Annotated in this window: 9 protein-coding genes; 7 read left to right on the top strand and 2 right to left on the bottom strand. The window is 71.1% G+C overall.

The features are described from left to right. Window positions 1–418 precede the first annotated feature (418 nt). Window positions 419–1,333, bottom strand: coding sequence for a hypothetical protein (locus Drose_RS32455; protein WP_260725074.1), 915 nt, complete (start codon window positions 1,331–1,333; stop codon window positions 419–421). Between the two features lie 73 nt (window positions 1,334–1,406). Between Drose_RS32455 and Drose_RS32450 the strand changes: the two genes are divergently transcribed. Genes Drose_RS32450 through Drose_RS32435 form a run of 4 tightly spaced genes read left to right on the top strand, consistent with a single transcriptional unit; the run spans window position 1,407 to window position 6,677 of the window. After that, window positions 1,407–4,028 carry a valine--tRNA ligase gene (locus Drose_RS32450; RefSeq protein ID WP_260725073.1) on the top strand — a complete coding sequence of 874 codons (2,622 nt, stop codon included), beginning with the start codon at window positions 1,407–1,409 and terminating at the stop codon, window positions 4,026–4,028. A 56-nt stretch (window positions 4,029–4,084) separates the two neighbouring features. Then, window positions 4,085–5,353, top strand: coding sequence for a bifunctional folylpolyglutamate synthase/dihydrofolate synthase (locus Drose_RS32445; RefSeq protein WP_260729889.1), 1,269 nt, complete (start codon window positions 4,085–4,087; stop codon window positions 5,351–5,353). Beyond that, window positions 5,350–5,706, top strand: a complete 357-nt coding sequence (locus Drose_RS32440; protein WP_260725072.1) for a DUF4233 domain-containing protein — start codon at window positions 5,350–5,352, stop codon at window positions 5,704–5,706. The genes Drose_RS32445 and Drose_RS32440 overlap by 4 nt, the downstream gene beginning before the upstream one ends. After that, window positions 5,706–6,677 (top strand): helix-turn-helix transcriptional regulator, encoded by a 972-nt coding sequence (locus tag Drose_RS32435; protein WP_260725071.1) that lies wholly within the window; start codon window positions 5,706–5,708, stop codon window positions 6,675–6,677. The genes Drose_RS32440 and Drose_RS32435 overlap by 1 nt, the downstream gene beginning before the upstream one ends. Window positions 6,678–6,684: 7 nt before the next feature. Here the strand turns inward: Drose_RS32435 and Drose_RS32430 are convergent, their stop codons facing one another. Beyond that, window positions 6,685–8,910 carry a VOC family protein gene (locus tag Drose_RS32430; RefSeq protein WP_260725070.1) on the bottom strand — a complete coding sequence of 742 codons (2,226 nt, stop codon included), beginning with the start codon at window positions 8,908–8,910 and terminating at the stop codon, window positions 6,685–6,687. Window positions 8,911–9,045: 135 nt separating this feature from the next. On the opposite strand from Drose_RS32430, the gene ndk reads away from it, so the two are divergent. From ndk to ileS, 3 genes are all read left to right on the top strand, one after another. Beyond that, the gene (gene ndk / locus Drose_RS32425; RefSeq protein ID WP_260725069.1) at window positions 9,046–9,459 is read left to right on the top strand and encodes a nucleoside-diphosphate kinase; all 414 of its coding nucleotides are present in this window, start codon (window positions 9,046–9,048) and stop codon (window positions 9,457–9,459) included. A gap of 231 nt (window positions 9,460–9,690) precedes the next feature. Then, complete coding sequence (locus tag Drose_RS32420; protein WP_260725068.1) at window positions 9,691–10,287, top strand: hypothetical protein; 597 nt, start codon at window positions 9,691–9,693, stop codon at window positions 10,285–10,287. An 880-nt stretch (window positions 10,288–11,167) separates the two neighbouring features. After that, window positions 11,168–14,290 carry an isoleucine--tRNA ligase gene (gene ileS, locus Drose_RS32415; RefSeq protein WP_260725067.1) on the top strand — a complete coding sequence of 1,041 codons (3,123 nt, stop codon included), beginning with the start codon at window positions 11,168–11,170 and terminating at the stop codon, window positions 14,288–14,290. Window positions 14,291–14,305: the final 15 nt, after the last annotated feature.

The raw sequence follows: 14,305 nt of genomic DNA, 5'->3' as shown, positions 1-14,305 counted from the left end.
AGTCCCGGGGCGACGCGTTCCGGGCCGGCGACTCCATGATCATGGGAAAGATGTGGCTATCGGGGCAGCCATATCTTTCCCATGATCATGAGGTCGAGCGGCGTGGTGGCGGATTGCGGCGGAACGCGCACCGACCGGCACGCCCCGGCGGCGACCCCTCCGGGCTCCGTGTCCGAATTGTCGGCCTTGTTCGGTTGACTAGCGGTCGTTGCCTGACTTCGCGGCCTTGCGTGATCATCAAGCTTCGCCGGACCTGATCGCCGCCAGATTCTTGACACATACCCAGCTCAACCCGCCACCGAAGAACTCCACGCCGTCCACCTGGCCCGGACCGAAGCCGCCGCCCAGCCACCCAAAAGTGCGAAAGTCGAGCCGTGGTCAGGGCCACGGAGATCCGCCAAGGTCAACTTTCCAGAGGTCAACTGGAGCGGGACTGGACGACGTCGCGGATGTCGCGGAACAGGGCTGCGGACTCGGATGCGCCGCGGTTGACGAAGACGCCGATGCCCAGGCTGCCGTGGTCGGCCCAGGCGCACATCGTCATCCTGACGTCGTCGCTCGTGCCGGTGGCGCACTTGAGGGTGCCGCCCCACTTGCCGGGGTCGTACTTTGTGCTGGCGCCGAGCGTCAGGCCGCCTGACGACTCCCCGCTGAGGCTCTTGAACGCGTTGTCCAACTCGGTGTCGGGGAACAGGATCGTGGAGGTGGCCGCGACCAGGATGAAGATGTCGTCCGTGGTGCCGTCGCTGTAGATGCCGGCGGCGACCTCGTCGGTCGTGCCCAGGTCGGTCTTGAGCTCGCTCTCCATCTCGTCGACCAGTTGTTGCATGGTCGGCGAGTTCGCCTTGGTGAGCTTGCCGGGCAAGGTCGGAGGAGCGGTGACGTGCGCGCCGGACTCGGAGAAGACCGGGTAGAGGAAGACGCAGGCGGCGATCGCGCAGATGAGGAAGATGCCTCCGACGACGCCGAGCGTGATCTTCAGCCCGTTGCCCTTCTTCGGCGGCGGCGCCGGCATGAGCGGTGGCACCGGGGACGCCATGGCGGGCCCTGGATAGACAGGCTGCGGCACCGGGCCCGGATAGGCCGGCTGCGGAGGGTGGCCGCCAGACACCGGGTACGCCGGGCCGGGCTGCTGGTAGCCACCGGAAGCGGGTGCTGCCGGTCCGCCGTACTGTGACCCGCCGTACTGTGACCCGCCGTACTGAGGCTCGCTCGCCCGCGGCGGGTTGCTCGCGGGCGGTGGGGTGCCGAACTCCGGCGCGAGGTCATACGACATCGGCTGGAACGGCTGCGAGCGAGGCTCGTCGTCGGGCGCGTTTGGCGGGTAGGTCACCGTCGATCAGTCTCCTGAGTGAGGGGGCACTGGCGAGCGTAGACCCCCCGTGCGACAGTTCTAGACTTTGCTTGTGACGGATACTCCACGAACGGGGCAGGCAACCCCGGCGCTCTCGGCTCAGTACACCCCCGGTGACGTTGAGCAGCGGCGGTATGAGCAATGGGTAGCCGACGGGCTGTTCCAGGCAGACGCGAAGAGCGATCGGCCGCCCTTCACGATCGTGCTGCCGCCACCCAACGTGACCGGCTCGCTGCACATCGGCCACGCCCTCGACCACACCATCCAGGACTCGCTGATCCGCCGGAAGCGGATGCAGGGGTTCGAGGCGCTGTGGCTACCCGGCATGGACCACGCCGGCATCGCGACCCAGAACGTTGTCGAGCGCCAGTTGGCCACCGAGCGGAAGTCCCGCCACGACCTCGGCCGCGAGCAGTTCGTCGAGCGGGTCTGGCAGTGGAAGGCCGAGTCCGGTGGCAAGATTCTCGGGCAGATGACCCGGCTCGGCGACTCCGTCGACTGGAGCCGCGAGCGGTTCACCATGGACGAGGGCCTGTCCCGCGCGGTGCTCACCATCTTCAAGCGCCTCTTCGAGGACGGGTTGATCTACCGCGCCGAGCGCATCATCAACTGGTGCCCGCGCTGCCTCACGGCACTCAGCGACATCGAGGTCGAGCACTCCGACGACGAGGGCGAACTGGTCTCGATCCGCTACGGCGACGGTGACGACTCGATCGTCGTGGCCACCACGCGCGCCGAGACGATGCTCGGTGACACGGCGGTCGCCGTCCACCCCGACGACGAGCGGTACCGGCACCTGGTCGGCACCGAGGTCGAGCTGCCGCTGACCGGCCGGCGGATCCCGATCGTCGCCGACGCGCACGTCGACCCGTCGTTCGGCACCGGTGCGGTCAAGGTCACCCCGGCACACGACCCCAACGACTTCGAGATCGGCCAGCGGCACAACCTGCCCAACCTGACGATCATGGACGAGCACGGTGTCATCACGGTGCACGGGCCGTTCCTCGGGCTGGACCGGTTCGAGGCGCGCCCGGCGGTCGTCGCCGCGCTCCGTGCGGAGGGGCGGATCGTCGCCGAGAAGCGGCCGTACGTCCACGCCGTCGGGCACTGCCAGCGGTGCAGCACGACGGTCGAGCCGCGGCTGTCGTTGCAGTGGTTCGTCCGTACCGGACCCCTTGCCAAGGCTGCCGGGGACGCCGTGCGGGACGGCCGGGTCCGCGTCGAGCCGGAGGAGCTCACCAAGCGGTACTTCGGATGGGTCGACAACATGCATGACTGGTGCATCTCGCGCCAGTTGTGGTGGGGTCACCGCATCCCGGTCTGGTACGGGCCGGGCGGCGAGGTCGTCTGCGTCGGCCCGGACGAGCAGCCGCCGACCGGCGAGGGCTGGACCCAGGATCCCGACGTGCTCGACACCTGGTTCTCCTCGGCGCTGTGGCCGTTCTCCACGCTCGGCTGGCCCGACGAGACCCCGGACCTGGCGAAGTTCTATCCGACGAGCGTCCTCGTCACGGGGTACGACATCCTCTTCTTCTGGGTTGCCCGGATGATGATGTTCGGCCTCTACGCGATGGACGGGCGGCAGCCGTTCGACGTGATCATGCTGCACGGCATGGTCCGCGACCAGCACGGCAAGAAGATGTCGAAGTCCTTCGGCAACGTCGTCGACCCGCTCGACTGGATCGACCGGTTCGGCGCCGACGCCACCCGCTTCACGCTCGCGCGGGGCGCCAACCCGGGCGCGGACGTGCCGGTGAGCGAGGACTGGGTCCAGGGTGCGCGGAACTTCTGCAACAAGCTGTGGAACGCCACGCGGTACGGGCTGAGCAACGGCGCGACCGTCGAGGGCGGCCTGCCGGCGCAGTCGGACCTCTCGCCGGTCGACCGGTGGATCCTGTCCCGCCTGCAGCACGTCATCGGCGAGGTCGATGAGCAGTTCGAGGCGTACGAGCTGGCCAAGGTCTGCGACACCCTGTACCACTTCGCCTGGGACGATGTCTGCGACTGGTACCTCGAGCTGACCAAGCCGGTCCTCACCGGCGACGACAAGGCGGCGAAGGACCGGACCCGGCGGGTCCTCGGCCATGTCCTCGACAGCCTGCTGCGGCTGCTGCACCCGATCGTCCCGTTCGTCACCGAGGAGCTGTGGACGACGCTGACCGGCGAGCGCACCGTCGTCCGGGCCGCCTGGCCGACCGCCGAGGCGGGCCGGATCGACGACGCGGCCGAAACCGAGGTGCTCAACCTCCAGCGGGTCGTCACCGAGGTCCGCCGGTTCCGCGCCGACCAGGGCGTCAAGCCGTCGCAGCGGGTCGTCGCGAGGCTCGAAGGGCTCGACGCCGCCGGCCTGACCGGGCACGAGGGCCTGATCCGCTCGCTGGCGCGGCTCGACGCGGCCGGCGCCGACTTCGCCGCCACGGCCAAGCTGGCGGTGGGGGTCGGTGTCACGGTCGAGCTCGACACGCGCGGCGCGATCGACGTCGCGGCGGAGCGGGCCCGGCTCACCAAGGACAAGGCGGCGGCGGAGAAGGAGGCGGCCCAGAACCGCGCCAAGCTCGAGAACCCGGCGTTCACCGACAAGGCACCCGAGCAGGTCGTGGCGAGGGTCCGGCAGCGCCTGGAGGCCGCCGAGGCCGACCTGGCGCGGATCGCCGCCCAACTGGAAGCCCTGTGACCGTGACGACGTTTTCGGAGGTCGACCAGGCGCTGCTCGGGCGGGGCTTCACCCGCATGGTCTTCGACCTGGGGCGGATCGAGGCGCTGCTCGACTCGCTGGGCAGCCCGCAGCGGGCGTACCCGGCGATCCACCTCACCGGCACCAACGGCAAGACGTCGACGGCCCGGATGATCGACTCGCTGCTGCGCGCGCACGGGCTGCGGACCGGGCGGTACACCAGCCCGCACCTGCGGAGCGTCACCGAGCGGATCAGCATCGAGGGCGAGCCGATCAGCGAGGAGCGGTTCGTCGAGGTGTACGGGGAGGTGGCACCGCTCGCCGAGTACCTCGACGCGCGCAGCGACGAGCCGTTGACGTACTTCGACATGACCACGGCGATGGCGTTCGCCGCGTTCGCCGACGCGCCCGTCGACGTCGCCGTGGTCGAGGTCGGCCTCGGCGGCGCCGACGACTCCACCAACGTGCTACAGGCGCAGACCACGGTCATCACCCCGATCGGCCTGGACCATACCGAGTGGCTCGGCGACACGATCGAGGACATCGCCCTGGCCAAGGCCGGCATCGTCCACAAAGGATCGACGCTGATCTGCGCACTGCAGCCGGAGGAGGCGATGCGCCCGATCCTGGAGCGCTGCGCGGAGGTCGGCGCGACGATCGCCCGCGAGGGGCGTGAGTTCGGCGTGATCCAACGCGACCTCGCCGTGGGCGGGCAGGTGCTGACGCTCCAGGGACTCTCCGGTGTGTACGAGGGGATCTTCCTGCCCCTGCACGGCGAGCACCAGGCACAGAACGCGGCCGTCGCGCTCGCCGCCGTCGAGGCGTTCCTCGGCGCCGGCGCGGAGCGGGCGCTCAACGCCGAGGCGGTCCGCGAAGGGTTCGCCGGTGCCACCTCGCCCGGCCGGCTGGAGCGCATCCGCAACTCGCCGCCGATCCTGCTCGACGCCGCGCACAACGCCGCCGGCATGCGGGCGACGGTCAAGGCGCTCACGGAGGAGTTCGCGTTCAGCGGGCTCGTCGCGGTCGTCGCGGCGCTCGCCGACAAGGACGTCGAGGGCATGCTGGAGCTGCTGGAACCGATCACCGAGAGCGTCGTGATCACCCGCAACTCGTCGCCGCGGGCGATGCCGGCGGCGCGGTTGGGCGCGCTCGCCGACGAGGTCTTCGGCCCGGACCGGGTGCACGTCGTGGCAGACTTCCCCGACGCCATCGACACGGCGGTGACGCTCGCCGAGTCCGACAACGCGGTTCCCGGGACGATCGGCATCCTCATCACCGGCTCCGTCGTCACGGTCGCCGACGCCCGAGGGCTGCTGAAGCGATGACCACCCCGGCCGGGCTGAAGAATCCGGGCGCCGCCGTCCGCGGTGTCGGGGCAGCGGCGCTCGTCGTGGAGGGGGTCGTCCTCCTGCTGGCGTTGCTGCCGCTGGCCAAGCTCGGCCACGGCGACAACACCGCCGCGATCTGGTTCTGTGTCGCCCTCGCCGTCGTCAGCTTCGCCCTCTGCGGGCTGTTGCGGCACGCCTGGGCCTGGTACGCGGGCCTGGCCGTCCAGGTCGCCCTGCTGGCCGGCGGCGCGCTGCACTGGTCGTTCGTGGCGCTGGGTGTGCTCTTCGGGCTGACCTGGCTGTACGTGCTGTACGTGCGCAGGTCGGTCTACGCCAACAAACCCGACTGATGCGCGCGAGCCGGCTGCTGTCGACGCTCCTGCTGCTGCAGACGCGCGGCCGGCTGACCGCGCGGCAGATCGCCGACGAGCTCGAAGTTTCGGTCCGAACCGTCTACCGCGACGTCGAGGCGCTGTCCGCGTCCGGCGTGCCGGTCTACGCCGATCGCGGCCCGGCCGGCGGCTATCAGCTCGTCGACGGCTACCGCACCAACCTGACCGGGCTCACGACCGACGAGGCGGCCGCGCTCTTCCTGACCGGCAGCGGCGCGACCGCCGAGCACCTCGGGCTCGGCACCACGCTCGAGGCTGCCCGGCTCAAGCTGCTCGCGGCCCTGCCGCACGAGCAGCGGTCGACGGCCGGGCGCATCCAGGAACGGGTCCACGTCGACGCGCCCGGCTGGTTCCGTGACCCGGAGGCGCCGTCGCACCTCGACGCCGTCGCCGGTGCGCTGTGGGAGCAGCGGCGGATCGCCGTGCGGTACACGAAGTGGGACAACACCGAGGTGGAGCGCACCCTCGAACCGTTGGGCCTCGTCCTCAAGGGCACCGTGTGGTATCTGGTGGCCCACGGCCGCCGGCGCGTCAACGGCTACCGTGTCTCCCGCGTCGGCGCGGTGACCGTGCTCGACGAACACTTCGAGCGCCCGCCGGGGTTCGATCTGCGGCGGTACTGGCTGGAGTGGTCCGACCGGCTGCAACAGACCCTCTACAGCGGTGGTGCGGCGACGGTACGGGTCGGGCCGCGCGCCGCCGGCATGTGGTGGATGCTGGGGCCGGTCGCGGAGCGGGCGCTGCGGGAGACCGCCGGTGAGCCGGACGCGGACGGTTGGGTCCGGGTCGTCATGCCGATCGAGTCGTTCGAGCACGCGCGGATCGACCTGGGCCGCTTCGGGCCGGACGTCGAGGTTCTCGAACCGGCGGAGCTGCGCGATCTGATGCGCGCCCAGGCGGAGGAGACACTGCGCCGCTACCGCGAATAGCGCTCGCTCAGCGGCGCAGCTCCCAGCGGGTCAGCGCGATCGCGTGCCCGTCGGGGTCGCGGAACGTCGCCGAGCACAGCTCCAGTTGCTCGCCCTGCGGCACGACCCGCGGCCGGTGGACGAAGTCGACGCCCTGCTCGCGGAGGCGCTCGTAGGCCTCGTAGACGTCGGGCACCTCGAGGTTGAGGTGGACGACCCGGCGGTCCACCGGCGGCATGTCCGCCACCCGGCGCAGCACCACCCGGGCGTCGCCGGTGGCGAGCACCGCGCTGGTCGGCCCGCTGTCCAGCTCCGTCAGTCCGAGCGTGTCGCGGTAGAACCGGCGGGACCGCCGCAGGTCGGAGACGATCAGCGTGACGCTGACGCCGTTGACCCCGTTGAGCGGCATGGACTGCGGACGCGGTGCGGTCGCGAGGAACTCGGCGACGGCACCCTCGGACAGCGGCTGCTCCTCGAGCTGGTCCTCGGGCAGGTAGTGCTCCGTCGCATACGGGTCGGGCGTCGCCGCCTCGTCGTGGTCCGCCGGTCCGCGGCGGGACGGTGCGGGCCAGATCAAGGGAGCGCTGTACAGCCCCGCGCCCACCGGCCCCCGCCCGTTGCTCCAGGCGGACACCGGCCGGTCGGTGCCGCTCGCGGCCGGCGGCTGCTCGTCCGGGGCCGCTTCGTCCGTGGTGTCGGCGGCGTCGGTGTCGTCGGTGTCGTCGCGGGGCGCGTCGAGGATGGTGCCCTCGAGCGTCTCGACCGGGGTCACGTGCGTGGCCTCCGCGGGTGTTTCGCCGGCCGCCTTCCCGGCCTGCCCGGTGTCCGTTTCGGCGGTGGACTCGTCGGTCAGGAAGGCTGAGCGGTCCAGGCGCGGCACGCGGGTGGGCGGCTGCTCGGTCTCGCGGTCCGGGTAGGAGATCACGGCCGGCGGCACGGTCTCGGCCGACGTGTCGGGGCCCCGGTCGGGCACGGCCTCGGCGGGCACCGGCCCGGTCTCGCCGGAGACGGCGGCCGTGGTGGCGGAGTCGGTGGCCGCGGGTGGCACGTCGTCCGGCGGGGTTTCGGTCGGTGCCGGCCCGGTGTCGACGGTCGTGGTGGCGGAGCCGGTGGCCGGCGTTTCGGGCGGCGGGTCCGGGGGCAGCGTCCCGGGCTCCGGAGACCGGGGCGGTGCGGCCAGGAGCGAGCCGCCCTCGGGGATCGTGTACTGCTCCGGGGCCGCCACGGTGCCGATCAGGTCGAGGCTGTCGGGCTCCTCCTTCGCCGGTCGGCGGGAGCGGTCGGGTGAACCCGGCCGGCGGTGCGGCCGGGGACTCGGGCGGCGGTGCGGGCCCCCGGAGACCGGCTTCGACGGCAGCCGGCCGGCGGCCGGCTCGTCCGAGGCCGGGGCGCCGACACCGCCGAGGGCCGCGCGGGTCTCGATCGGTCCGTTGGGCGAGTCGCCGCCCTTCTCGGCGGGCGCGTCGACCAGCAGCCCCGTCTCGTGCTCCGGTGCTGCTCCGGCCGGCAATCCGGTGACCGGCTCCGGCTGGGACTCCGCCACCGGTCGCGCGTCGAGGTCGGGCTCGCTGCGCGGGGCCGGCGCGGCGCGCAGGGTGGAGGTCCGCTCCGCCACCGCCGTCATACGGCCGCCGGGTCGGCGGGCCGGCTCGGCGATCGGCGCCGTGATGGGCGGCAGGTCGGTCAGCGTGGGACGGTCGTCGGGCGGAAGGTCCAGCGGGTCGGAGCCGTATTCGTCGCCGGCGAGCGGGTAATGCTCCGCGCCGGTCGCCATGCCGCCGACCGGCTCGTCCAGCTCGGCCTCCATGGCCTCCCGGTGCGTCTGCACCCGGTCCCACTGGATGGTCACCTTGCGCGGGTTGCCCTTGACCACCCGCACCGGCAGCGTCGCGCCGGGCTCCGGCCACTTGGTCAGCGGGACGGCCGGATCGTGGATCGAGACGGTGACGCCGTTGATGCCGGTCGCGCGGATGGTGAGGCGGATGCGGCCGCGGGCGGTGCGTCCCTCCAGCGTCGGACGCGGGGAAATGTCGTCGACGGTCGCCTGTCCGTAAACGTATTGGCGCACCTTGTTGCGCGAATTGAGGACCGCGATGAGGACCGGGCCCACGGCGGCCAGCACAATGCCGAGCGCGACCACCAGCGGCTCCGCCATGCCCAATCCGCAGAATGCCAGGAATCCGCCCACGACAATGAGCAGCCCGATGGCGAGCCTCCTGCCGCCGGACGACGGCGCACGGTTGCTGGACGGCAAGTCGACCTCCCCAGACGACTGACATCAGGCTATGCCCGATCATCGCGGAAACGGAAGTCTCCGGCACCCTGGCGGGGCGCGAACGGTGACGCTGGGTAGGCTCCCGGCAAGTACCAACCTACTTGGAGGATCGTCGTGGCCGAGCGCACGCTCGTTCTCATCAAGCCGGATGCCGTACGCCGGGGTCTCATCGGCGAGATCATCGCCCGGCTGGAGCGCAAAGGGCTGACCATCGACGCGATGACCCTGCGCACCATGGACGTCGCACTCGCCGACCAGCACTACGCGGAGCACGTGGAGCGCGACTTCTACCCGCCGCTGCGTGAGTTCATGACCGCCGGACCGCTCGTTTCGCTGATCGTCTCCGGTGACGAAGCCGTCTCCGTGGTCCGCACGCTGATCGGCGCGACGGACGGGCGCAAGGCCGCCCCCGGCAGCATCCGCGGCGACCTGTCCCTGTCGAACCGCGAGAACCTCGTCCACGCCTCGGACTCTCCGGACAGCGCCAAGCGCGAGATCGCCCTCTGGTTCCCGGACTTCGCGAACTGATACCACAGAGCGGCGAAGTCCGCTCGAAAATGCTGGCTTTCCGCCCGAACGTCCACCCGCGTTGCAAGCCTGAGGGTGAGTCGAGAACAACGGGGGTGTGACGAAATGCCAGTCACAGACGAAAACAATCCGACAGAGCGCCGGTCGAATCACCCGGGCGATACCCGTCGGCGGCGCCGGACATCCGTCGTTGTCGGCGCGGTGGGTTTTCTCGCGGTGATGATCGCCGGCGTGGCGCAGCAGACCAGTGCCGGTGCGCAGACCGCCCGGCCCGCGGCGGCCGGTGAGACGCTGCCGCCGATTCCGGGGACGCTGCCGACGACCGCCCTTCCGCCCGATCCGACGGCGTCGCCCACCGACGGCGGCGGAATCTTCGCCGATCCGTGCGCGACCGCGACGCCAGCACCGACCGGCACGCTGCTGCCGACACCGACGGACACCGGCGCGCCGATCATCATCCCGCCCGGCAGCAACGGCTCCACCCCGCTGCCGACCGGTCCTGTCGAGCCGCTGCCGACGGCGACGGACATGGCGGCGCCGAACCCGACGGCCACTGACACGGTCGTGCCGAACCCGACTGACACGGTCGTGCCGAACCCGACTGACACGGTCGTGCCGAACCCGACGGCGACGGGCACGGCGGTCCCCACTCCGACCGCGAGCTGCCCGACCGAGCCGGTGCCCACCAACCCCACCGCGACCATCCCCGGCCCGACCGCGGCCGGCATGGTGCCCGGCACCGCTCCCACGACCGCCGGACCCGGTGTGATGCCCGGTTCGGTGGTGCCGGTGGTCCCGCCGCCCCCGGCGTTCGGCACGGGCCGCTGACCCGCCGATCGCGCGCAGACGTGCGGGGACGGGTGCCGGGGCACCCGCCCCCGCATGGTGTTGGTGGAGGAACGCTCTCGAACGGGCGGCGGTTCCGCGGTCCGCCGCGATCCACCGCCAGGCCGCTCGATCCCATGATCATGGGAAAGATACGGCTGCCCCGATAGCCACATCTTTCCCATGATCTGGAGTCGCCCGGCCCGGACCGCGCCATCCCGGGTCCAGCGGCGATCATGAGCGACAGACACCACCCGCACGACTGTGCGTCACCATCCCATAGCGCGACACCGGGGTGGACAGGCGACCGCACGGCTGAACTTCGCGGCCTTGTGTCGGGGCAGTCACATCGTTCCCATGATCATGAGGTCGAGCGGCACGGCGGCGGAACGCGCTAGGCAGGACGGCGACTGGTTGACGACGTCGGGGAGACCACCCTGGCGCCCGGGTCGCCCGGCAGGCCGACGGCGACCTGGTCGGGGCGCATACCGTCCTCCAGTCGGACGCAGGACGGCGCGGTGATGAAGGTGACCGTTGTTGGAGCCGACCGTCAGGATGTCCTTGATCGACAGGTGAGGGCGAAGTAGCCGCTGCCCGTGGACCGCATGTCGATGGCACCGAGGAAACGGGTTTCGGCGGCGCGCTATCCTCGGTGTACAGGCGTCGACCCGGCCATCACCGGTGAGCCTCCGGAAGAACGGGCCGGGCGTCGGAAAAAGACCGCGGCCTCAGTAGAACCGGACGGGACCGGCCCGTCACAGCCGGCCAACGAGCGGCCGCCAAGGCACCATCGGCGGCAAGCGGGGTGGTACCGCGGACCCGGTGACGGGTTCGTCCCCGCGTGGACAGGCAACCGCAGACCACGCGAGGAGAGTGGCCCCCGATGGCCTACCCCATGCACAAGACCGGTGCGGGCGTCCCGGCGAGTCCAAACCTGCCGGAGATCGAGCGCGAGGTCCTGGACTACTGGTCCCAGGACGGGACGTTCGAGGCCTCGGTCGAGCAGCGCGACGCCGGGGTGAACGGCTCGAACGAGTTCGTGTTCTACGACGGCCCGCCGTTCGCCAACGGCCTGCCGCATTACGGCCACCTGCTCACCGGCTACGCGAAGGACGTCGTCCCGCGGTACAAGACCATGAAGGGCTTCCGCGTCGAGCGCCGGTTCGGCTGGGACTGTCACGGACTGCCCGCCGAGGTCGAGGCGGAGAAGCAGCTCGGCATCACGACCAAGGCCGAGATCCTCCAGCTCGGCGTCGACAAGTTCAACGCGGCCACCAAGGAGTCGGTGCTGCGCTACACCAACGAGTGGGAGCGCTACGTCACCCGGCAGGCGCGGTGGGTGGACTTCACCAACGACTACAAGACGCTCGACCTGGACTACATGGAAAGCGTCATGTGGGCGTTCAAGACCCTGCACGACAAGGGTCTGGTCTACGAGGGCTTCCGGGTGCTCGCATACTGCTGGCGCTGCGAGACGCCACTGTCCAACACCGAGCTGCGCATGGACGAGGACGTCTACCGCGACCGGCAGGATCCGGCGCTGACCGTCGCGTTCCAGCTCGAGACCGGTGAGCGGATCCTCGTCTGGACGACCACGCCGTGGACCCTGCCGTCGAACCTGGGGATCGCGGTCGGCCCGGAGATCGAATACGCGGTCTTCGAGGAGGGCGGCGTCCGCTACATCCTCGCCGACTCGCGCGTGACCGCCTACGAGAAGGAGCTGGCGAACGCGACCCGCGTCGGGTCGGTCCGCGGCGCCGAGCTCGTCGGCAGGAGGTACACCCCCCTCTTCGACTTCCTCGCGGACACGCCGAACGCCTTCCAGGTCATCGGCGCGGACTTCGTCACGACCGAGGACGGCACCGGTGTCGTGCACATGGCGCCCGCCTTCGGCGAGGACGACCAGAACGCGTGCGCGTCGGTCGGCATCCCCACGGTGGTGACCGTCGACGAGCACACCCGGTTCACCTCACTGGTGCCCGCCTACCAGGGGTTGCAGGTCTTCGAGGCCAACAAGCCGGTGATCCGCGACCTCAAGGCGGCCGGCGTGGTCGTCCGGCACGACTCCTACACCCACTCGTATCCGCACTGCTGGCGCTGCGACACACCGCTGGTCTACAAGGCGGTGTCGTCGTGGTTCGTCGCCGTGTCGCGGTTCCGCGACCGGATGGTGGAGCTCAACCAGCAGATCACCTGGACGCCCGAGCACATCAAGGACGGCTCGTTCGGCAAGTGGCTGGCCAACGCCCGAGACTGGTCGATCAGCCGGAACCGGTTCTGGGGCTCGCCGATCCCGGCGTGGAAGTCGGACGACCCGCAGTATCCGCGGGTCGACGTCTACGGCTCGCTCGACGAGCTCGAGCGCGACTTCGGCGTGCGCCCGGCTGACCTGCACCGGCCCGAGATCGACAACCTCACCCGGCCCAATCCGGACGACCCGACCGGGCAGTCCGTGATGCGCCGGGTGCCGGAGGTGCTGGACTGCTGGTTCGAGTCGGGCTCGATGCCGTTCGCCCAGGTGCACTACCCGTTCGAGAACGCCGAGTGGTTCGAGCACCACTACCCGGGTGACTTCATCGTGGAGTACATCGGGCAGACCCGCGGCTGGTTCTACACCATGCACGTGCTGGCCACGGCGTTGTTCGACCGGCCCGCGTTCCGCAACTGCGTCAGCCACGGCATCCTGCTCGGCGAGGACGGCCGCAAGATGTCCAAGAGCCTGCGCAACTACCCGGACGTCTACCGGGTGTTCGACGAGTACGGCTCCGACGCGATGCGCTGGTTCCTGGTCGCCTCGCCGGTGCTGCGCGGCGGTGATATGCCGGTCACCGAGGTCGGCATCCGCGACGCGGTCCGGCAGGTCCTGCTGCCGTTGTGGAACGTGTGGTACTTCTTCTCGCTCTACGCCAACGCCGACGGCTACACCGCGCGGCGGCGGACCGACAGCGCGGACCTGCTGGACCGGTACGTGCTGGCCAAGACGGGCGAGCTGGTGGCCGTGGTCGAGCGGCAGTTCGACGCCTACGACCTGTCCGGCGCGTCGGCGACGGTGCGCTCGTACCTGGACGCGCTCACGAACTGGTACGTGCGCCGCTCCCGCGACCGCTTCTGGTCGGGCGACCACGACGCGTTCGACACGCTGTTCACGGTGCTGTCGACGCTGACCCGGGTCGTCGCGCCGCTGGCGCCGCTGACCGCGGAGGAGATCCACCGGGGCCTGACCGGCGAGCGTTCCGTGCACCTGACCGACTGGCCGTCCGCGGACGAGTTCCCGGCCGATCACGACCTGGTGGCCGACATGGACGCGATCCGGGACGTCTGCTCGGCGGCGCTGTCGCTGCGCAAGGCGCGCGGGCTGCGGGTCCGGCTGCCGCTGTCGACCCTGACGGTCGCCACCCCCAACGCCGCCGCGCTGCGCCCGTTCGCCGCGCTGGTGGCCGACGAGGTCAACGTCAAGGCGGTCGACTTCACCGACGACGTCGCGGCCCACTGCTCGCGGGTCCTCACGCTCGTGCCCCGGGTGCTCGGTCCCCGGCTGGGCAAGGAGGTCCAGCAGGTGATCAAGGCGGTGAAGGCGGGCGACTGGGGCCTGGTCGGCGGCAGGGTCGTGGCCGGCGGCGTCGACTTGCAGGAAGGCGAGTACGACCTGAAGCTGGTCGCCGCCGACCCGTCGCAGTCGGCGCCCCTGCCCGGCGGCGAGGGTGTGGTCGTGCTGGACAACACGGTCACGCCGGAACTGGCGGCCGAGGGACTGGCCCGGGACCTGGTGCGGGTCGTGCAGCAGGCGCGGCGCGACGCGGACCTGAACGTCTCGGATCGCATCACCGTCGTGGTCGACGGCCCGCAGGCGGTCGCCGACGCCCTGGCCGCGCACTTGTCCTTCGTCGCGGGCGAGACGCTGGCCGACGCCGTGACGCTCGGCCCGGTGCCGCCGCCCGCCGGCTTCGCCGGCGAGGTCGGCGAGGGCGCCCCGGTCCGCGTAGCCATCACCCGCGCCCCCCGCTAGGTCCCACCGCACCCC

It is taken from the genome of Dactylosporangium roseum (assembly GCF_025264685.1).
In the GTDB taxonomy this organism is placed as follows: Bacteria; Actinomycetota; Actinomycetes; order Mycobacteriales; family Micromonosporaceae; genus Dactylosporangium; species Dactylosporangium roseum.
The sequence above is the reverse complement of the archived record's forward strand: the minus strand, read 5'-3'. Positions and strand labels throughout refer to the sequence as shown.